Annotated in this window: 21 protein-coding genes; 1 reads left to right on the top strand and 20 read right to left on the bottom strand. The window is 38.5% G+C overall.

Going from position 1 to position 18,958, the window contains the following annotated elements; all coding sequences use genetic code 11:
- Positions 1 to 108 precede the first annotated feature (108 nt).
- From IGL86_RS02930 to udk, 20 genes are all read right to left on the bottom strand, one after another.
- Positions 109 to 1,482: a UDP-N-acetylmuramoyl-tripeptide--D-alanyl-D-alanine ligase gene (locus IGL86_RS02930; protein ID WP_010777442.1), complete on the bottom strand. Its 1,374-nt coding sequence runs from the start codon at positions 1,480 to 1,482 to the stop codon at positions 109 to 111.
- Positions 1,483 to 1,560: 78 nt separating this feature from the next.
- Complete coding sequence (locus tag IGL86_RS02925; RefSeq protein ID WP_002355721.1) at positions 1,561 to 2,631, bottom strand: D-alanine--D-alanine ligase; 1,071 nt, start codon at positions 2,629 to 2,631, stop codon at positions 1,561 to 1,563.
- Between the two features lie 140 nt (positions 2,632 to 2,771).
- Complete coding sequence (locus tag IGL86_RS02920) at positions 2,772 to 3,218, bottom strand: YaiI/YqxD family protein (RefSeq protein WP_002361319.1); 447 nt, start codon at positions 3,216 to 3,218, stop codon at positions 2,772 to 2,774.
- Positions 3,215 to 4,243 carry a DNA topoisomerase II gene (locus tag IGL86_RS02915; protein WP_033626059.1) on the bottom strand — a complete coding sequence of 343 codons (1,029 nt, stop codon included), beginning with the start codon at positions 4,241 to 4,243 and terminating at the stop codon, positions 3,215 to 3,217. Before IGL86_RS02915 ends, IGL86_RS02920 begins: the two co-directional genes overlap by 4 nt.
- 93 nt (positions 4,244 to 4,336) lie before the next feature.
- Positions 4,337 to 5,347, bottom strand: a complete 1,011-nt coding sequence (locus IGL86_RS02910; protein ID WP_002355718.1) for a sugar kinase — start codon at positions 5,345 to 5,347, stop codon at positions 4,337 to 4,339.
- 9 nt (positions 5,348 to 5,356) lie between these two features.
- Entirely contained in the window at positions 5,357 to 6,100 is a 744-nt protein-coding gene (dagF, locus tag IGL86_RS02905; RefSeq protein ID WP_430605640.1) for a 2-dehydro-3-deoxy-phosphogluconate aldolase, read from the bottom strand.
- A gap of 3 nt (positions 6,101 to 6,103) precedes the next feature.
- Entirely contained in the window at positions 6,104 to 7,210 is a 1,107-nt protein-coding gene (locus tag IGL86_RS02900; protein ID WP_010713845.1) for a DgaE family pyridoxal phosphate-dependent ammonia lyase, read from the bottom strand.
- Positions 7,200 to 8,309, bottom strand: a complete 1,110-nt coding sequence (locus tag IGL86_RS02895) for an amidohydrolase/deacetylase family metallohydrolase (RefSeq protein WP_002381282.1) — start codon at positions 8,307 to 8,309, stop codon at positions 7,200 to 7,202. Before IGL86_RS02895 ends, IGL86_RS02900 begins: the two co-directional genes overlap by 11 nt.
- Positions 8,310 to 8,317: 8 nt before the next feature.
- Positions 8,318 to 9,406 (bottom strand): DUF871 domain-containing protein, encoded by a 1,089-nt coding sequence (locus IGL86_RS02890; protein ID WP_002366247.1) that lies wholly within the window; start codon positions 9,404 to 9,406, stop codon positions 8,318 to 8,320.
- A gap of 8 nt (positions 9,407 to 9,414) precedes the next feature.
- Positions 9,415 to 9,714: a hypothetical protein gene (locus tag IGL86_RS02885; RefSeq protein WP_016616519.1), complete on the bottom strand. Its 300-nt coding sequence runs from the start codon at positions 9,712 to 9,714 to the stop codon at positions 9,415 to 9,417.
- Between the two features lie 25 nt (positions 9,715 to 9,739).
- Positions 9,740 to 11,053, bottom strand: coding sequence for a PTS sugar transporter subunit IIC (locus tag IGL86_RS02880; protein ID WP_002358780.1), 1,314 nt, complete (start codon positions 11,051 to 11,053; stop codon positions 9,740 to 9,742).
- A gap of 130 nt (positions 11,054 to 11,183) precedes the next feature.
- Entirely contained in the window at positions 11,184 to 11,879 is a 696-nt protein-coding gene (locus IGL86_RS02875; protein ID WP_002361314.1) for a DUF4310 family protein, read from the bottom strand.
- A gap of 19 nt (positions 11,880 to 11,898) precedes the next feature.
- Complete coding sequence (locus IGL86_RS02870) at positions 11,899 to 12,678, bottom strand: DUF4311 domain-containing protein (RefSeq protein WP_002355709.1); 780 nt, start codon at positions 12,676 to 12,678, stop codon at positions 11,899 to 11,901.
- A gap of 15 nt (positions 12,679 to 12,693) precedes the next feature.
- On the bottom strand, positions 12,694 to 13,050 hold the full coding sequence (locus tag IGL86_RS02865) for a DUF4312 family protein (protein ID WP_002355708.1): 357 nt from the start codon (positions 13,048 to 13,050) through the stop codon (positions 12,694 to 12,696).
- A gap of 30 nt (positions 13,051 to 13,080) precedes the next feature.
- Positions 13,081 to 13,437 (bottom strand): glycine-rich SFCGS family protein, encoded by a 357-nt coding sequence (locus IGL86_RS02860; protein WP_002355707.1) that lies wholly within the window; start codon positions 13,435 to 13,437, stop codon positions 13,081 to 13,083.
- A gap of 14 nt (positions 13,438 to 13,451) precedes the next feature.
- On the bottom strand, positions 13,452 to 13,775 hold the full coding sequence (locus tag IGL86_RS02855; RefSeq protein ID WP_002386165.1) for a PRD domain-containing protein: 324 nt from the start codon (positions 13,773 to 13,775) through the stop codon (positions 13,452 to 13,454).
- On the bottom strand, positions 13,741 to 15,660 hold the full coding sequence (locus IGL86_RS02850; RefSeq protein WP_002388793.1) for a BglG family transcription antiterminator: 1,920 nt from the start codon (positions 15,658 to 15,660) through the stop codon (positions 13,741 to 13,743). Before IGL86_RS02850 ends, IGL86_RS02855 begins: the two co-directional genes overlap by 35 nt.
- A gap of 370 nt (positions 15,661 to 16,030) precedes the next feature.
- Positions 16,031 to 16,996 (bottom strand): Gfo/Idh/MocA family protein, encoded by a 966-nt coding sequence (locus IGL86_RS02845; protein ID WP_033625730.1) that lies wholly within the window; start codon positions 16,994 to 16,996, stop codon positions 16,031 to 16,033.
- A gap of 101 nt (positions 16,997 to 17,097) precedes the next feature.
- Positions 17,098 to 17,439: a type II toxin-antitoxin system PemK/MazF family toxin gene (locus IGL86_RS02840; protein ID WP_002355703.1), complete on the bottom strand. Its 342-nt coding sequence runs from the start codon at positions 17,437 to 17,439 to the stop codon at positions 17,098 to 17,100.
- A 168-nt stretch (positions 17,440 to 17,607) separates the two neighbouring features.
- A complete protein-coding gene (gene udk / locus IGL86_RS02835) occupies positions 17,608 to 18,237 on the bottom strand; it encodes a uridine kinase (RefSeq protein WP_002355702.1) in 630 nt (209 codons plus the stop codon).
- A gap of 174 nt (positions 18,238 to 18,411) precedes the next feature.
- Between udk and IGL86_RS02830 the strand changes: the two genes are divergently transcribed.
- Positions 18,412 to 18,867: a GNAT family N-acetyltransferase gene (locus IGL86_RS02830; RefSeq protein WP_002386989.1), complete on the top strand. Its 456-nt coding sequence runs from the start codon at positions 18,412 to 18,414 to the stop codon at positions 18,865 to 18,867.
- Positions 18,868 to 18,958 lie beyond the last annotated feature (91 nt).

Genomic DNA, 18,958 nt, shown 5'->3' with positions numbered 1-18,958 from the left:
TAGAAATAGATCTATTTTATTTACTACGATTCAATTTTTCTCGTCATCTTCCGGCAATAGGTCATTCTATCATAGAATCCTATTTTCAGCAAGTTTTATGAAACTTATTTACTTTTCCAAAAGTGCATCGATGACTTCACGAAGTCCCATCCCGTTACTTCCCTTTAAAACCACCATGTCTTCTGGCTGTAAGACTTTTTTGACAGCTTCAATCAACTCATTTTTTTCTTCTTTTTTAAAAGAATGAATGTTAGTTGGTGCATAGGTTTCTTGCAATTTATCAGCTAAATAAGCCATTTCAGAACCATATAAAAAGACTTCTTCAATCGCATCTGGGGCTAAATGCTGCGCCATTTCTTGATGCATGGCAGCAGAATCAGGACCTAATTCCAGCATGTCTCCTAAAACAGCAATTCGTTTTCCTACTTTGGACATTTTGCTAAAACTGTCCAGAACAAGACCCATAGCTGTCGGATTGGCATTGTACACATCACTTAAAATTTCGGCACCATTCGCTGCTTTCAGCCATTCTGTCCGATTCTTTGTTAGTTCCGCTGTAGCCAACCCTTTTTGAATCTCACTATCCGTTAATTGGAAATACCGACCAATGCCAATTGCGATTAATGCATTGGTGACATTATAGGTTCCTGGCACTGGAATCGTAAACGTCATTTGTGTATCACTGATTTTGAATGAGGTTTGCTCTTTGGCTTCATTTGTGACGATTCCTTGAAGTTGACTTTCCTGGCTAAAACCAAAAGTAATCACTTGTTGCGTAACTTTTTCCACCAATGGTTCTAGCAAAGGTTCATCGCTTGGCACAAATAAACTACCGTCTTTGGCTAAACCATCTACGATTTCCATTTTTGCTTGTGCAATGCCTGCTCGTGAGCCTAAATTTTCCACATGGGCTTCGCCAATCATTGTGATGGCAGCAACTTCTGGCTGAGCCAGATTGGAAAGGAAAGAAATTTCCTGAGCATGATCCATGCCCATTTCTAAAATCAGTTTTTCTGTTTCATCAGGCATGTGTAAAATAGTATAGGGTAAGCCAATTTGATTATTGTAATTGCCTTGCGTTTTGTAAGTCACAAACTTTTCAGATAACACAGCAGCAATCAAATCTTTAGTGGTGGTTTTTCCATTACTGCCAGTCACAGCGATGACATTCGGTTGCATTTTATTTAAATAATAGGTAGCTAATTTTTGCATAGCAACCAGTGGATCAGTAACATGCAAAACAGGCAATTGTTGCGGCGCATCGACTAAATCCTGTCCCCAAAAAGCGGCCTGACAGCCATTAGCCATGGCACTCTCAATAAAACGATGACCATCATTTTCACCTTGTAAAGGAACAAAAAGGTTTCCTTTCACAATTTTACGACTATCAAATTCAATGCCTGTTAAAGGAAAATCAGGCCATTGTTGCCAATCATTACTGGCTTCAACCGCTTGCGCTACTTCCCAGAAGGTTAATTTCATTATGTTTTGCTCCTCTGACACAGGGACTGGGACATGCCAAAGTCTTGTCATGTCCCAGTCTTGTGTGATTTTTTCTTCTTAGTTATTATAAAATTCTTGGCGTTGTTTAAAACGATTCAAAGCTAACTGAATCAATTCCTCAATTAAATCACTGTATTTCAAGCCCATATTTTCCCATAGTAAAGGGTACATACTAAAGTCAGTAAAACCAGGCATGGTGTTCAATTCATTCAGGAATAATTCGTTTTTGCTTGTTAAGAAGAAATCACAGCGACTTAAGCCACTTCCATCTAACATAATATACGCTTTTTTAGCATATTCTTGCGCTTGATGGGCTACTTCTTCTGGAACATGCGCTGGGATTTGCATTTCAATCGTGTTATTGATGTATTTTGCATCATAATCATAGAAAGCGACATCTTTCACCACTTCACCAGGTAAAGTCGTACGGACATCTTCATTTCCTAAAATGGCTACTTCAATTTCACGTGCTTCAATCCCTTGTTCAACAATTGCTCGGGCATCATAACGGAAAGCTTCTTCCAATGCTTCTTGCAATTCTTCACGATTTTCCGCTTTGCTAATTCCGACACTAGAACCCATATTGGCAGGTTTAACAAAGACCGGATAGATTAAAGAACCTTCACATTTTTCAAAGACTTCTTTTGGATTTCCTTTCCAGTCACTTCTTAAAACTGGCACGAATGGTACTTGTGGAATGCCAACAGTTTGTAAAAGATATTTCGTCATGATTTTGTCCATTGCGTTAGCACTAGCTAAGACACCTGCGCCCACATAAGGCATATTAATGGTTTCCATGAATCCTTGAATTGTTCCATCTTCACCATTTGGCCCATGTAAAACAGGGAAAACAATCGCTTCTTCTTCATAAATTTCCGAAGGACTGATTCGTTTTCCTGAAAATTCGCCTGTTTCTTCAGGTGTTTGTGCCCAAGTTAAATGTAAAACTTCTTTATTTTGTGGTCGTTCAGATAAGAGAGGGCCTTTTACCCATTGACCATCTTTACTAATAAAGACTAACTGTACTTGATAATATTTATAATAGATTGCATTTAAAACGGAATATGCAGACAAAACAGACACATCGTGCTCTTCACTTCTGCCGCCATACAACAAAATAATCTTCAAATGCTTGTCCTCCTAGTTTCTTTCCTGTCTTTTAGAAAAAATTATTTTTCAAATTATCCTTACTTATTTTAGCATAAAACCCAGTTTCATAATAGAAGCAAATTTAGTGAAGGCAAAATTCTTTGCTTGCCTTTTCCTTGCTAAAGACTCCGTTCCACCAGCTCAATAAGGGCTTGTTTAAACGTTATTCTATCTTGGTCTGTAAAAGGTTTAGGTCCTTTCGTTCGGCCACCTTTTCGCCGAATTTGGCCACTAAAATAGCGTTGTTCTAACAATCCATCAATATTTTCTTTCGTATATTGATAACCCAGTTGATGTAAAACTGACACTCCCTTTGGCAAGACCAAGGAAGCTAAGCCATAATCTTGTGTAATTAAAAGATCCCCTTTTTTTATTAACTGCACAATTTTAAAATCAGCAGCATCCGCTCCTTTATCAACATACACAAAAGAGACATTTTCTGGATAATCTTTTAAGGAATAATGATCTACACTAGTAACAATCACCACATCCAAAGCTTTCTCTACAGCGACTTCAATAACCGTCTCTTTCACAGGTGAACCATCGCCATCGACAAAAATTTTCATTCATTTCCCTCGCTTCTTCCTTGCTCTAACCATTTGGGATGACGTTGAAAGTAGTGTTGTAATTCGTCAAAAACGACTTCTTTAACCACTTCAAATAACTCTGTATTTCTTAAAATGGTTTTCGTTGCATCCGTGTAGCGGGGCTTTGGTATCGTAATGGCTAAAACAAAATCAAATTCTGCTAAAAAACTATCTGCTGTCACAGATAATGAGTAATGTTGCTCCTCTAAAAATTGATTAAAGGCGGCCACTACGCCATCAAGAAAACCCTCATAGTGGGTTCCACCAAGACTAGGATAATGCCCATTAACAAATGTTTTTTGCACTTGCGGCGCATGATTTTTACTCAAAATAAATTGAACAAGGGCCAATTCTGTTTGCTTGGCTTGAATAATCGGTGCAGCTTTTCTAGTTAATGGGTTATCTTTTTCAAATAAATAATTACTTAAACCTTTAGGGTAATAACAAAGATTTTTTTGTTCCTCTTCTTGTGTTAAGAGAATCTTTAAGCCTGGATTCAACATGGCAATCTGTTGACATTGTTGTAAAACACGCATATAAGAAAGTGATTCTGTACCAAAAATTTGCGTATCTGGCCAAAATAAGACTTCAATTCGTTCCTGGGTTTCTTCAATAGGTAATAATAATCGTTTTTTCAATTGCCCTTGATGATAAATAAAAATAGTCCGCTGTTTTTCTTGATCGATACTGATCCCTACTTGTTTTGAGAAGGCTTGTAAAACAGATAAATACAGAAAAGGTGGTTCTAAATCGACTTGCTTTTGTTCAAAAACAAGCGGTCGTGTGGAAGATACCTGAAAAGAGATTTGTTGACGCGATAACTGTATAGCAATTTTCCCTTGATTCTTTTCAATGAAAAACTCTAATAAACCATTAATTGTCTGAACAAGTAAATTCTCTAAGCCGACTAAGCCAGTCGTTCCAATGAACGCTTCTGGTCGTTTTTGAATCCGTTCAATAAATTCATCATTTTCTAAAACTGTTAAAAGATGTGCAACACTCATCCTGCTGCCTCCTTTGCAATCTGTTTCTTTTAATTATAATGAAAAAAAGACCAGAAGAAAAGCCACACGCGACTTTTCTTCTGGTTTTCTTCTTTAACGAATTAAATCAAGATTCGGATGCTCAAGAACGTGATTCACTTGTTTGACCGTTGTCAAAGGAATATCTCCTTGAATCGTATGTGCAAGGACCCCATTGACTGTGGCAAAGGTAACTGCCTTTTCTAACGACCAATTTTGGCTATAGCCATATAAAATCCCCGCCGCATAAGCATCACCAGCACCAATTCGATCAAGATTAAGAAGCGGTCTTTTTTCACTCTGTTGGTACTCATTTTGGGTATATAAATACCCACTTAAGTAGTTTTGATTTTGGGAATGACTTCTCGTTGTCCCAGCAAACCATTCCAAATTGTATTGAGACATGAAGCGCTGAATCAGTTCAGTTTCTTGTGCCTCACCTTCTAAATCTTCTCGCGGAATGAAACCTAATAGCTCGACCAAATCACGACGACTGCCAAAAACAATATCACAATAAGGTAAAATGCGTTCGTACTGTTGACGCATAAAGAGTGCGCTATTTGCTGTATTCAAACTAGGTCGATAATTAAAGTCAAAACAAACTTTCTTTTGATAGGCATGCGCCTTTTGAGCAAGTATCAAAGCAGCATCACGAGTTTTTTCAGTTAAACTTAACGAAATACCACAAATATGCACCATATCTACTTCCGCTAAAAAGGCCTCAAAATCGTAGTCCTTCGCCTCGCTGATGCCAAAAGCACTCTGATGGCGATTTTGATAAGTTACTTGTGTGGGTCGGATTCCATAACCCATTTCTGCAAAAAAACTACCAATATGATCGCCCTTTTCTCCTACCCATTGATCTGAAATTCCTAACTTCCTTAGCGCTGCTTTGCCAGCTTCACCAAGACGATTGGCAGGTAATTTCGTAATCAATGCTGTTTCTAGTTGAAAATGAGCCAAATTTGCTAAGAGATTTACGCCAGTCCCTACAAAGTTCATTCTTAACTGCTCTGTTTGTTCTAACATTAGATACTCTGGCGGAGTGAAACGAAGCATGACTTCACCAAACGCAGCAATTTTCATCTTTGCCACCTACTTATTCAATGTGTTTTTCATCATGGTTAGTAACGTTTTCACGTCTTCTGTTCTAGTGTCCCCTGTTTCTTGATCGATAATTGAGCTGTAAACATGAGGAATGATTTTTTTAACGCCGGCATCCACCGCAATTTGAACAATTTCTTCAAAGTTTTTTAAATCAATGCCCCCTGTTGGCTCTAAATAAAAGTCATACTTGGCACAAGCTGCTGCTACTGCTTGGTATTCTTCTTTGTGAGCCAAGCCTTTCATCGGGAAATATTTAATGGAACTGCCCCCCATGTCTTTCAACAATTTGATGGCGGTTTCGATAGGTACTTCCGCCGCTGGCGCACCAGAGCTTAACGGACCTGTCGCAATGTTGACATAGCCAACTTTGCCTGTGGGTGAAACCAAGCCATTAATCACTGTTTCGTCTTGACGAAGTAAGGCCCGCGAAGCGCCGACACCTGTGAAAACTTGGTTCACGTGTTGCGGTTGTAGAACTTCTGATAAGCGAGCCACCATTTGACTTTGATTAGGATCGCCAGCCCCTAAGCCGACAGATAAAGCGTTGTTGGTTGCTGCTTGGTATTTTTTCATATCGTCAATGGCTGCTTCATCGGTTTCATAGTTTTTTGAAAGGACGCCTAACACAACATGCCCTTCTGCTGCTTCATAACAGGCTTGGGCATTTTCTACTGAATTGGCTAAGACGTTTAAACAAATGCGTTCTTCTAAATAATTAGGTTTTAATGACATGGCTTATTTCTCCTTTGTGTCCATAATTTCTTGTAATCGTTGCACGATTTTGTTCATTTCTTCTTGATTGACAGAACGAATGTCAAATTCAATGATGCCATTGTTGGCTTGATATTCTCGCGTATAAATAGCTGGACTTTCTGCTTTTAATGCTTGGATGACTTCCTTGGCGGTTTTTCTGCCGTTCACTTTGACACTGGCGCGATAAATGTCTCGGCCAGCGCCATCTTGGACGATTTTGGCGGTTAAATCTGGCAAGTTATTGATGGCTTCAACAAACGGTTTTAAGCGCTCTTGCATCGAAACCCCTGATTCACTGCCATGTGCCAAGTATTCTTCCACTGCTTGCGTAAAGCCTAGGATATTGTCTTTGCCAATTTTCATTGCTCGACCAATGCCTTTGCCTTGTAGGCGCACCCAGTCAATGTATTCTTTTTTCCCGACCACTAAACCGGCACTTGGCCCTTCGATGGCTTTGGCGCCGCTGTAAATCACCAAATCAGCGCCTGCTTCAGTGTATTTGAAAAGATCTTCTTCTGCTGCCGCGTCAACAATTAGCGGCACCTGGTAGCGTTGCGCCACTTTGGCCGCTTCGGCCACCGTCAGCATACTTTTTTGCACGGTATGATGGCTTTTGATGTATAGAATGGCCGCTGTTTTTTCAGAAATCATCATTTCCACGTGTTCTGGACTGCACATGTTGGCGTAGCCAGCTTCCACCACTTGGCCGCCGCCTTGTGCTACCATGACTTCTACAGGCGTGCCGTAGTCCACGTTGTGCCCTTTAGGTAAAACAATCTCTCGCTGTTCGATCTTTTCTGTATAGGGATGATACGCGTGGTACAAGCTGCCTTTTCCAATCAAGGCAGCCACCGATTGGGCAATCCCCGCCGAAGCCGAGGAAACGATTTGGGCATCTTCTACCTTCAACAAGTTGGCTAAAAAAGCTCCTGTTTGCACACTAAGTTCACTCATTTCAAAGAAATGTTCGCCGCCGAATCGTTGAGCCGCAAGGACTGCCTCCGAAACTTTGGAGACACCTAGAATGGTCATTTTCCCAGAAGCGTTGATGACTTCTTTTAAGTGGAATTTTTCGTAACTAATTGTCATAGATTTGTCCTCCAATAATTGTTTTGATTGGGCGAATTTGCTCTTTGGCTACTCGTGTCAATCCATTAGAATCAGTCAATGTTTTTTCTTCTGCTTGAATCGTGAAAATCGTTAAATCAGCATCTTTACCTATTTCCAACGTGCCTTTTTGCGTTAAATGGAAATTCTCAGCAGGAGCCTTGGTTACCTTTTCAATAATTTCTGGCCAATCATAGCCGACCACACGGAGTTTTTCCATCGTTGTGGCTAAATCATAAACAGGACCATTTTCTCGGTTACGAATGTAAATATCTGTGCTAATTGATGCAGCTTTCATTCCCTCGCGCAACGCTGTTTCAGCTACGTGAAAATTGAAACTATCCGTACCATGCCCGATATCAAATACGACCCCTTTGTTGTACGCTTGCCAAGCGAAGTCTTTTATTTTATCCGTTGCTTGGTCTAAGATGCCATTTTCTTTCCCATTAAAACAATGGGTTAGGACATCCCCTTTTTCCATCAAGGCTAAAATTTCATCTAGATGAGGCGGTGCTGATCCAATGTGAACCATTAAGGGAATTTCTTGGTTTTCTTGCTGAATCTGTTTGGCCAATTCTAAAGGCGTAATGCCGTTATCGCCAATAACGGTCCTACTCATTCGGGCTTTAATCCCTACAACAAAATCTGGTAATTCTTGAATCGCTTTTTTGACTAAACTCGCTTGTACTTTACTTAAATCTGCGAGTTCGTCCTGAGCAACGATGCCCCATTTAGAAATATTGACTAATCCAAAAACATTTGTTTTTGCTTGCTGCGCTAAATCATAAAATTCATGAATGTTTTCAGCACCTGTTGTCCCAGCATCAATCACTGTCGTAACACCCTTTTTGACCCCAATTTCATCTGGATAATCATAATAAAGAGCCATTTTTTCAAAACAATGAACGTGATCATCTATCCAGCCTGCGGATACATAAGTACCTGGTTCTAAGTGGATAGTTTCTTTTGCAGAACCTGAAATAGTTGCTGCAACAGCCGCTATTTTTTTCTCTTTAATTGCAATTTCAACAGGCATACCATCTACTGTCTGTCCATTTTTTATAAGTAAATCGTAGTCCATATTCTTCCCTACTTTTCTATAAATCTAAATTTTGTCCAAGGCTTAATGAATTCTAATAATACAAGTTCTTCTTCTATAATACGCCCTACTCGATTTTTGCGTGAGTCTTGATGTGGTTCTAAAACGACTTGTAATTCATTTTTGTATTTTCCAAATGCATCATTTCCCACAACAACATCTCCAGGTTGTAGCATTGCTTGATTATCATGTGGGGGATTAGCTTCATTTTTATATTTTTTACGCACTTCTGTGGAACGAATCATCTGCTGAGTGATATCTCCACGGCGAAAATGTTGATTTTTTGTTACGATTTCTTTTTCAATTTCAGAAGTCGCTTCTTCAAAAACAATGGTCAATTCTGTTTGATAACGATTCAACTGACCCAATACTTCTAATTCTTCGTTGGAAGCATAAGCATTTCCAATAACAACATCATCAATTAAATTTGTTGCAAATAAATGTTTAGCTTGAACAGTGACTGGCAACTGTCTATGCATTTCTAAAGTAGGTAGCCCATCATTCACATCCCAAGGACCAATTTCACCTACCTGTGATGAAATAAAAGCAGCTGTCCGAATACCTTCCTTTTTAAAACGGATGCTACATTTTTCAAAGAAATCATACGGCAATGCAGTTCCCGCTTGTGGATAAAAGTTATGACAACCATATAAGAAAGGTCGATTCGCTTCATACGTCAAAATGTTATCAAGATAAGCGACATCATTACTCATATTCAACTCAATAGCCACGCCGAATGGATTAAACGTCAACATGGCTTCTTTATTTCCATCAAAACCTGTATCCAACCGAATCCCATCAGCTCCTAATTCGCTGAAAAAAGTCAAATCATCATATGAAATTTCCAATTCATCAAAGATACTTGGAACGACATCTAAAATTGTTTCAAATCCTAAATTTTTCGCATAACTAATTAATTCTTTAAATTTTTTCTGAACCGCTTCTTTGCCATCGGTCACTTCTAACATACTCATAAAAATTCGAGTAAACCCACATTCGCTGGCTTTTTTTAAATACGCTTTATCTTGATTGATATCACTATGATCTGGATAAACTGATACACCTAATGCTCTTTTCATCTTCGTTCTCACACTCCGCTATTTTCAAATTTATTTCGAAATTTCCAAGCAATCACCGAGCTACACAGGATTGTTGTAGAGCCAACGAGCAATACTGGTTGATTTAGAAATCCGCCAATTATCATGGAAAGAGTAATACAAAATGCCGTAAAAACCAACGTCTTTACCAAACCAAATTGATAAACAACAGTAGGCAACTGCCCTTTTTCTATAATAATTTGACTAACGATAAAAAAGAAAATGAACCAAATAATCATCTTATACGCTCCTGACTTTCTTCTCTGACTTAGAAGGGGCAGGATATTCATATCAGAACACCCGCCCTAACATTTTTTAATTTTTCGCTGCTTGTTCAGCTGCTAATTCTTCTGCTTCTTTATCCAATTGCTGTTTTTCATAAACTTTGAAAAATGGATAGTAGATAGCCATTGTAATTAAGAAGTTAACAATCACTAATACTGCGGCCGAGAAACTCCAATTGGTACTCATCCAAGCAGCAATTGGTGCTGGAATTGCAAACGCTAAGCGTGCAGCCATCATAGGAATTATATTAGCGACTGTTAAGAAATAAGATAACGTTGTGGTAATTAACGGTGCCACGATAAACGGAATACCTAAAATAGGATTCATTACGATCGGCGTTCCGAAAATAACTGGTTCATTAATATTAAACAAGCCTGGTAAGAACGATAAACGGCCAAGACTTTTCAGATACGTTGATTTAGAAAACATCATTAAAACAACTAAAGAAAGCGTAGTTCCAGCGCCACCAATCCAGATAAACCATTGTAAAAACTGTTCTGTAAAAATATTAGGTAACTGATGAACGTTTGCACCATTGGTAAAAGCTTCAAGGTTTTCTGCAATCGACATATCCCAGAAAGGACGAATAACTGGGCCCATAATCGCTGGACCATGAATCCCTAAAACCCAGAAGAAACAGATTAAGAAGACTGTTAGTAAGCCGCCAAATAAACTGTTACCAGCAAGGATACCTTTAAGTGGCATTAATAACGTACTCAAGAAACCATTCAAATCAAAACCAATTACGTGGCGAATAACCCAGAATAATAAAAGAATAACTGCTCCTGGAATTAACGCAATAAATGAATTTGACACTTCAGGCGGTACGCCATCTGGCATCTTAATCATAATATCTTTTTCAATAAAGAAGCGATAAATTTCAACAGATAACAGCGCTGTTACAATCGCACCAAATAAAGAAGCTGAACCTAAATTTGCTAAATTAATATAGCGCCCTGCTGTAATGACGTTGTCAACATCTTCAAAGACACGTGTTGGTGGTGCCGCTGTTACTAAAAAGGCCATTAATGCTAAAATTCCGCACGTCAAAGAGTCAAGCTTATAACTTTTGGCCAATGATGAAGCAATCCCAAATGTTGCATAAAGTGCAAGTAATCCCATCGTATAGCGGGAAGGAATATCTAAAATTGCTTGATAAGGTTCAATCAATTTTGTGTATGCCTCAATTGGAATATTTTGAAAAATTGTAAAGAATGAGCCCACAATTGTTAAAGGCATCGTTGCAATTAATCCTTTTCTAATCGCTGTCATATGGCGTTGCGAACCAAATTTATTCGCAATCGGCATTAACTTAACTTCCATCCACTGTACAAAACCATTCATTTGTTAATTCCTCCGTTCAACTAATAAAAATAATAATTATTTCGCATTTATAATAACATAGTAACATTATAATGTAAACGCTTATTCTTATTCATGACAGAGAAAGTGCAAAACAAAAGGCTTTTTCTTATTATAAAGAAACTGGGAATATTGCACCAAAAATCATTGCGCCTAAAATTGCGCCCCCAGCGATTGGTTTTTTCCAAATGTAAAAACCTAAAGCTCCTAATGTAGCACCAATCCCAATAGGAATCGAAGCACCCGCCGCACTCAAAATAATTAACGGGCCTAAGAAACGTCCTGAGGCATTACCAGCCCCCATCATCACATCCGCACCAAAAGTGGAATTTCCTTGATTGATAGTAAATTTCCGAATCAACACAATTACGCCACCAACTGCTAACCCTAGTAGCGCACCTGTTAAAAGTGCTAAGCCAAAGTTTTCTACAGGTGCTTTAATACCCATGCTGAGGAAAATTGCAGGTACGCCAATCCCGATCCCCGTTAAAATTGAGCCACCTAAATCTAAAATTCCGACTAAAGAACCTTCTAAAATTCGTGCAAACAGGAAACTTGCACCAAATGCTGCGGCAGCGCCATAAGAACCACCATCTAAACCAGCTTTTAGCATCGCAACAATTGAAACTTCATTAAAGGCGCCCACACCATAAACTACATACATATGTGTTCCTGCAAAAATTGCCGCTGACATAATCCCGACTAAAATGGGAAAGCCCCAATCAGCATACCAAAAACTTTTGCCTTTTAAACCTTCTTGAATTTCTTGTTCTTGTTGTGCCCATTCATTTTTTTCTTGCTGTTCCATCTATGAGACCTCCTTTTTTCTATTTAACGGTGAAGACATTGTGTAAATTATTTAACCATTGAGGAATAGACAAGCGGAAACTTTCGATCATTTCTAAGTCGAACCCTCGGAAGAAGCCACTTAAAATAAATAATAAGATAATGGCACCAAGCATGCCGCGTGTCATTCGGGTCCACCCTAAATCATCGACACCTTTACCGATTAAGATCCCTAATACAACTCCTGGGACAGCATTGCCCATGACTAATTGAGATAATCCGCCAAATAACGTTCCCCAAAAACCCGTCCGTTTTCCTGCATCTAAAGCCGCTAGCCAGAATAAAACGGGCATCACAGTATTGATTAAAATCGTTGCTGCAGGTACCAACACCGCAACTGCTGTTACTTGTAGCGATTCTGGAATTGCTGCAGCTGTACTATTTAAGAAAGCCACAGTCGCCATTCCTACAAAGGCCCCGACAATCCCCATTTTTTTGGGATTATGCATCGTTTTAGTGACATCTTTATCCTTTACCAATAAAATTGCTGCAGCCCAGTTAGGCACAATCCGGTGGGTCACATCTTGTGTAAAGGCCCCTGCTCCCACGGCCGAAGCCCAAGCATTAAAGAAAAAACCTAAACCAAAAGAAAAGTGTGATGCTGGATCTCCTTGTGCCGCGTTCATTTCTCCTAATGTTCTAAATGCCCCTAACCCTTGCGTTTGCGGTGCATGAAACATCCGAGCAGCGCCTGCGCCAGCTGCAAAACCTAGTAAACCACCAATAAGCAATGACTTCAGCAAAATGATTACAAATTCCATTCCTTCTTCCTCCCTTTATACGCCTCTTTTTGAAAGAAACGGAACTACTACTGCGTTCGGTTCTTTAATTGTTTCCGTTAAAAAATCAACTTCTTCGACTGCAATGGCTTGGATTTCCACTTCTACAGCTAGTTCGACATGATAAATCACTCTCTTTCTAGGAAAGAAGAAGAACAGAAATTTTTCTGTATAAACTTGTTCTTTTGCCTGACGAATAGTTACTTCTTTCGGTTCAATCCGGATGAGGACCTCTGTTGTTTCTTTTAATACTTTTTTTGAAACATCATTCAACGCACTTGCAAAAGCTTCATTCTTCTTATTACCTTTTCCAGAAACAATCACGGTTTGTGTTGACCGTTTTGTGGCATCCATAATTACCGCTCCTTTCTAAGTTACTACTTTCTATGCTCCGTGTTTCTTAATAAATGCTTCAGTTACTCGTTTACCAAGTTCTTCCTGATCCATAAAACCAAATCCAAGAACAGTTTTCCCATCGTTAATTGCTGTTACCCCTTCTTCGATTGATCGCATGCCATGTCTTTCGGGATACCCGTATTTAGTAGCAGCCGTTAACGCTCCTGCACCACCACTGCCACAGAAAGAAATGCCTAAATCAGCCTTTTCTTGTTGCATCACATCTCCTAAACGCATATCAGCGCCCATTCCTGGAACAACAACCGCGCGACCACCGGCTTGCTCCACTCCTTTTGCAACATTTTGTCCTTTTCCTAAACGATCTGCGATAACTACTGTAATCATAACTTTTCCTCCTATTAATTGTTTTGTTTAGCAACTTCAAAATGAACAGCTAAAACATACCATTCATCTTCTGATAACTGACCAATTGCTTCTGTTGTTTCTTGTGCAATTTTCAACGTTTCTGGTGTTAGTTCCGTAAATAACGTCCGATCAACACCAGCTAATGTCGTTCCTTCTCTTGAACGATTCAGCATCTCATTGAGATGGTTAATCAAAATCGTCCACTGTAATTCCGTTGGTTCAATTTGTGCTTCTGCTAATCGCGCACTGGTTTGTTTGATAATCGATTGTAGCTTTTCTGGTTCAGCACTTTGTCGAATGATCTCCTGTGCTTCCATTGCTAGTTCCATCCTCTTCCTCCTTTGGTTGTTCTAAATAATTAAGTAATGCTGAAATTTCAGCATGATTGACAGGTAACTCATTTTTAGCAAATAAACATTCAATTTGCCGAATTTCTTCTTGCCGTTCATGAGATACTTCTCTATTACAAGGAATCTCTTCGTATTGTTTATTAAACGTAATCCGATGTGTCATTAATAAAACGTGAAGTAAAAAGGCTTCTTGATATTCGCTCAGTAACTTTGTTTGAAACATTCGTTTTAACTCTTCATAAATAATATACGCTTTTACTAATAAATCTTGGCTTTGTATCCGTTCATTTTTTTCAATTACATCAGATTTCGTGGAGCGAGCGGTACCTTTTCCTTGACGTTTCCCTAATAAAATTTTATCGACCTCTTCCCGAATCAAACTTAAGTCTGTGTCCGTCAACAATGGACTAACTTTAATAAATGGGTATGTCATTTCTTCAATTGGGAAAATACTCAATACCAAATCGGGCTTTTCTGCTTGAATCACTTCAGTTGCATTTAAAACAGAAGCAAATCCTGCGAGTTCAACGTTTGGTACTTCCTCTAAAATTTTTTGTTCAATTAAACTGGTCACACCTAAGCCCGTCGAGCAAACATACACAATCCTAACAACTTTAGCTTCCTGCTGTTGTCGTTCCTGAGCTGCCAAAAAATGCAACGCAATATATGCGCAGAAAGAATCGTTGACTAACAAAACAGAACGTTGAATTAATTGTTTACAGGCACTTTGAATAGCTAAAAATAACGCTGGGTGTTTTCCTTTGATTTCTTCAGAAAACGGATTGTATTCATTAATAAATAAATGTTTCTTTGTAAAACGTAAGGACAGGTGTGCAAACAAGTTCGTAAATAATTGGCGATCATTTACAAAAGGATAATTCAGCTCTTTTGAAACGCTTTCAATCACTTGCTTTGTTAATTGAACCATATCTTGCCGTTGATGGGTTCCGAATAAATCACTATAAATATAAAAATATTCATCCGCTAATAAAGGCAAATCATAACGTTCAAACACCTCTTGTAAAAGTAAAAGTGGTACTTCGTTCCGTTGTTCAAAGCGTGTTTTTTGCGATAATACTCGGTAAGTCCCAATTGTATGTGCCATCTGCATACGTGCTGCGGCAATTGCCACTCTCAACGTAATAGATAATATTTCGGCATAATCAAATTGATTTTGATCGAGTGGATTAATTAAATTTCGCATTTTTTTCAATGCACTACGATAACAACCTTGAAACAATGTCCCTGACCCAAATTTAATTTTAGGGATTTTTTCAGCCCCTTTTGTCTTTGTCACATAGTTCATAATTTGGTAAATATCGTATTCTGTAAGTTCTTTTTGAGTGATAAATTCCATCAGTAAGCGTACATTGCTTTCTTCACCACTGATTGTAAACCCTTGCCGTGCTTGGCGAATTAAGGTTAAATCATATGCTTGCAGCAACCGTTCGACCTGTTCCAAATCACTGACAATTGTGTTTCGACTCACTAATAATTCATCTGCTAGCTGCTGTGCCGTTAAGTACCCTTTGACTGACAATAACTGAAAAATCAATACATTGACTCGTCTTTTTTGATCAGGATAGGTTTCAAATCGATCGACATCGATAATTTCATTTTTTAACAGTAAGCGTTTAGAGTCAGGTAAATCTAGCCAGATTCCCTTATTCCGTTTTGAATAAAGTGTCTCATCGTGCTGTTCAAACCAAGCACGAATATCTTCTAAATCATACTTAATTGTTCGAACGCTGACAGTAAAGTTCTCAGCTAATTCTTGCGTGGTAATACTCCCTTCCAAATCCAAAAGCATCAATAAAATATTTATCGCTCTTTTGGACAACAACACGGTCATGCCTTGTCACCTCTTTTCTTTTCCCTTTACACTTAAAACTATAGCGTTATTTTATCTGTTCCACAACACAAAAAAGTTGCACTTATAAAAGTGCAACACTTCTCTTTTCATACAAAAAAAATCCCTTAACAGTAGTAACTGTTAAGGGATACCACACTATTTATTTGCATAAATAGACAGAAACCTTCTCCACAAAAGTATTCTGTCCGACACGTTACAAATCCGGTAACTGATAGCCGTACTATCTGGTGTCGTTGTGTTTGACAATCACTAGCCGTCAAAACGGAATAGCCGAAGCTATCTGATTGAGTCAACTCGTCGCATAAGACACACTTTAACACAGAATAGTTTGGATAGCAAGTGATGGTAATTATTCGTTATCAAACCATTCTTGATAAAAACTTTCAACGATTTTAACGGTTGCTATCGTTAATTCTTTCGTCATTACGGGGCTAGTTAACTTTTTGTCTTGTAAACATTGATTCACATGATTGATTTCATAGGTAAATTCACTAGTGAATTGTTCAGACCATTTGACAGTGTTGCCGTGAGCATCTGTATAATAAGCACAATCTGTTTTCCAGAAATTAGGAATAACGATTTGCCCTTTTGTCCCACAAATGGTCATTTCACTAGGTATCTTTAAACCAACATTAATAAAAATATTGCCCAGCGTCCCTTCAGCAAATTTCAAAGCTAAATTACATTGACTATCCGTCGCCCCTTGCTGATACGTTGCGGTTCCCGTAACCTCTTGAATCTCTTTCCCTAGTACGTATTGTAAGTATTGTAATGGATAACTTCCTGAGCCATGAAGCGCTCCACCACCCGCTTCTCTCGAGTAAAACCAGGGAATATGATCCACATTGGGATAGGCAGTAACTGACTGAACCCATAAAATCTCTCCCAATCCCCCTTCTTGAATCGTCGCCTTTACTTTTTGGGTAATTGGTAAAAAGGCAGACTTCTGAGCTTCCATTAGAAAAACCCCTTGCTCCTGTGCGATTGCGAAGAGTTCTTCTGCTTCAGCAGCATTTAATGTAAATGGTTTTTCCAGTAGGACGGGTTTTCCTTGTGATAACGCAAGCTTAGCTGCTGAGTAATGTCCTTGATTGTAGGTGGGAATATAAATAATATCAATTGTTTCATCCTTACATAACTCTTCATAACTGCCATAAGCCACCGGAATCGCTAATTCTTTAGCCATTTTTTGAGCATTCTCTAAACGCCTTGATGCAATCCCGCGCACTTCAGCTTGCGCGCTTTCTCGAAGCCCTGCTACAAATCTTGGGACAATTTGGGCAGTACTCATAATTCCATAACGAATTTTATCCATGTGATCGCCTCCTCTTTCACTATACGAGAAAAACGAATATTTGGAAACCATTTCAACAAAAAAAGAAACCGTTTCCCCAAAACGATTTCTTTATATGTAAATTAACGGATACCAACGCTAACTTTTAAAGCTTGATTGACCTGTTCCATCTCTTCACGAGAAAGTTGACAAACCTTGTGTAGCATTCGTTCTTTATCCAATGTTCGAATTTGTTCTAACAAAATAAGTGATGGCGTCCTGCACTCGTTATGGGGAATTTCGATGAGGACTTGCGTTGGTTGCAGCCGCTTGCTTACGTTACGGGTAATCGGTGCAACAATCAACGTTGGACTAAATAAGTTACCTTTGTTATTTTGAATAATCAGGACAGGTCGAATCCCACCTTGTTCAGAACCAACAACTGGTGAGAGATTCGCATAAAAAACCTCACCTCTTTTTATCATTCAGATTCCCTTCCCTCCTTTTCCTTTAAAAAATTATAGCATATTGTTTCTTGCAATATTTTCAACTTTTTAGCTATCCCTTAAAATATTTGATAAAACCACCCTTTAAAAGTCAAAAAAAGCTTAAACAGTCGACTCTGATATAGAGACGGCTATTTAAGCTAACTATTACATTTTTGTTAAAATACTATCCACTTTTGTATTAATTAAATCAATAGCGACGTGGTTTTCGCCACCTTCTGGCACAATGATATCTGCATAACGTTTCGTAGGTTCAATAAATTGGTGATACATGGGCTTGACAACTGTCAAATATTGTTCAATCACAGAATCCAACGTACGGCCACGTTCTTCCATATCACGCTTGATTCGACGAATAATACGGATGTCATCATCTGTATCCACATACACTTTAATATCCATTAAATCCCTTAAGCGGCGATCTTCTAAAATTAAAATCCCTTCAAGAATAATTACTTCTTTCGGTTCTTGGATCACCGTTTCTGTACTTCTTGTATGCGCAACATAGTCATAAACTGGCTTTTCAATGGCTTGATAGTTTAACAGTTGTTCAACATGTTGAATCAATAAATCTGTATCAAACGCAAAAGGATGATCATAATTGGTATTTAAACGTTCTTCAAAACTCAAATGGCTCTGATCTTTATAATAAGAATCCTGTTCTAACATCATAATTGAATGATCGGGAAAATTATTAAAAATCGCACGGCTAACACTGGTTTTTCCGCTTCCTGATCCGCCAGTAACACCAATGATAATTGGCTGACTATCTTTCATGTATAAACCTCTTTCTTTTCAAAAACTTCATTGTCTTTTACTATTATAATGAAAACTCTGAAGAATGCCAGACCTTTTCCAAGACTTTTCATGTGATTTTTATCTTCTTATGAAAAATCTGCCCACACTTCTTTCAATTACAGTATACTTATCAATAAAAGGAGAATCCTACCTATGATTAAAAAAGTCAAAAAAGAAGCACTTACAACGGCGCATTACGCTCTTCTTTATGAGGCAGATCCCTCAAAAAAAATGGTGGCAGATTACATTACCCGCGGCATTTGCTTTGACTATCAGACTGAAGAACTTCAAGGAATTTTAGTCCTGTTGCCGACTCACCCACGGACATTGGAAATCGTAAACATCGCTGTCTCAGAAGAAAGCCGAGGGCGGGGCATCGGGCAAGAATTATTACATTTTGCCATTGATTTTGCCAAAAAAGAAAAGTATGATTCCTTGGAGATTGGGACTGGGAGCACAGGCTTTCAACAGCTATATCTCTACCAAAAAGTCGGTTTTCGAATGACACATATTGAACCAGATTTTTTTATCCATCATTATGATGAGCCTATTATAGAAAACGGCTTGCCTTTAAAGGATATGGTTCGCTTACGGTTACATTTAAGTTAAAAAGAGGTCGGGACAGAACCGTTTAGCTCCGAGAAATAGGAAGAAATTTCCGAAAATTGCTCTTTAATTTTTGGAGAATTTCGGCTTATTT

Source organism: Enterococcus sp. DIV0774, assembly GCF_050539095.1.
GTDB lineage: Bacteria > Bacillota > Bacilli > Lactobacillales > Enterococcaceae > Enterococcus > Enterococcus faecalis.
The sequence above is the reverse complement of the archived record's forward strand: the minus strand, read 5'-3'. Positions and strand labels throughout refer to the sequence as shown.

Coding starts and splice junctions, on each gene's coding strand:
- IGL86_RS02895 (WP_002381282.1), bottom strand. CDS start 8,309: ATGGACTACGATTTACTTATAAAAAATGGACAGACAGTAGATGGTATG.
- IGL86_RS02885 (WP_016616519.1), bottom strand. CDS start 9,714: ATGAATATCCTGCCCCTTCTAAGTCAGAGAAGAAAGTCAGGAGCGTAT.
- IGL86_RS02915 (WP_033626059.1), bottom strand. CDS start 4,243: ATGAGTGTTGCACATCTTTTAACAGTTTTAGAAAATGATGAATTTATT.
- IGL86_RS02830 (WP_002386989.1), top strand. CDS start 18,412: ATGATTAAAAAAGTCAAAAAAGAAGCACTTACAACGGCGCATTACGCT.
- IGL86_RS02890 (WP_002366247.1), bottom strand. CDS start 9,406: ATGAAAAGAGCATTAGGTGTATCAGTTTATCCAGATCATAGTGATATC.
- IGL86_RS02860 (WP_002355707.1), bottom strand. CDS start 13,437: ATGATTACAGTAGTTATCGCAGATCGTTTAGGAAAAGGACAAAATGTT.
- IGL86_RS02930 (WP_010777442.1), bottom strand. CDS start 1,482: ATGAAATTAACCTTCTGGGAAGTAGCGCAAGCGGTTGAAGCCAGTAAT.
- IGL86_RS02875 (WP_002361314.1), bottom strand. CDS start 11,879: ATGGAACAGCAAGAAAAAAATGAATGGGCACAACAAGAACAAGAAATT.
- IGL86_RS02845 (WP_033625730.1), bottom strand. CDS start 16,996: ATGGATAAAATTCGTTATGGAATTATGAGTACTGCCCAAATTGTCCCA.
- IGL86_RS02910 (WP_002355718.1), bottom strand. CDS start 5,347: ATGAAAATTGCTGCGTTTGGTGAAGTCATGCTTCGTTTCACTCCGCCA.
- IGL86_RS02880 (WP_002358780.1), bottom strand. CDS start 11,053: ATGAATGGTTTTGTACAGTGGATGGAAGTTAAGTTAATGCCGATTGCG.
- udk (WP_002355702.1), bottom strand. CDS start 18,237: ATGAAAGATAGTCAGCCAATTATCATTGGTGTTACTGGCGGATCAGGA.
- IGL86_RS02865 (WP_002355708.1), bottom strand. CDS start 13,050: ATGGATGCCACAAAACGGTCAACACAAACCGTGATTGTTTCTGGAAAA.
- IGL86_RS02855 (WP_002386165.1), bottom strand. CDS start 13,775: ATGGAAGCACAGGAGATCATTCGACAAAGTGCTGAACCAGAAAAGCTA.
- IGL86_RS02870 (WP_002355709.1), bottom strand. CDS start 12,678: ATGGAATTTGTAATCATTTTGCTGAAGTCATTGCTTATTGGTGGTTTA.
- IGL86_RS02850 (WP_002388793.1), bottom strand. CDS start 15,660: ATGACCGTGTTGTTGTCCAAAAGAGCGATAAATATTTTATTGATGCTT.
- IGL86_RS02920 (WP_002361319.1), bottom strand. CDS start 3,218: ATGAAAATTTTTGTCGATGGCGATGGTTCACCTGTGAAAGAGACGGTT.
- IGL86_RS02900 (WP_010713845.1), bottom strand. CDS start 7,210: ATGACAATTAGTTACGAAAAATTCCACTTAAAAGAAGTCATCAACGCT.
- IGL86_RS02840 (WP_002355703.1), bottom strand. CDS start 17,439: ATGATAAAAAGAGGTGAGGTTTTTTATGCGAATCTCTCACCAGTTGTT.
- dagF (WP_430605640.1), bottom strand. CDS start 6,100: ATGTCATTAAAACCTAATTATTTAGAAGAACGCATTTGTTTAAACGTC.